Origin of the sequence: Bacillus sp. AFS001701, assembly GCF_002559405.1 — a bacterium.
GTDB lineage: Bacteria > Bacillota > Bacilli > Bacillales > Bacillaceae_G > Gottfriedia.
Map to the genome: position 1 here is coordinate 1 of NZ_NTZO01000583.1, position 364 is coordinate 364.

Consider the following 364-nt stretch of genomic DNA (forward strand, 5'->3'; position numbering starts at 1 on the left):
TACTAAACCGGTTTATTAATGGATTATACTTCATTTGAAAGCGTTTTTCAATAATTAGAAACTATTTAAGAAACTCGACAAAAAACTCTGCTTTCTGGGGCTTGACAGGCACAGCCCCCTACACCATTCGGCTTGGAAAAATAAGCTCTAAAGGTTCTAAGTCAGTTTTGTTTATTTGCTCAAACAATAATTCCGCTGCCTTTTCTCCCATCTCAGCTGCGGGCTGAATTATAATAGAAAGGGGAAATTCTAGTAATTGAGCGAACGGAATATTATCGAATACAACTAATTCTAGTTCCTTGCCCAACTTGATCTTCTTTTCTTTTAAAAATTTCATAACCATCAAAAAAACACGATCATTTGC

At 35.4% G+C, this 364-nt stretch carries 1 protein-coding gene; it reads right to left on the reverse strand.

Going from position 1 to position 364, the window contains the following annotated elements; all coding sequences use genetic code 11:
• Nucleotides 1–118: 118 nt before the first annotated feature.
• Nucleotides 119–364 (reverse strand): substrate-binding domain-containing protein (locus CN514_RS23495; protein WP_176526051.1); only part of this gene is annotated, 246 nt, incomplete at its 5' end.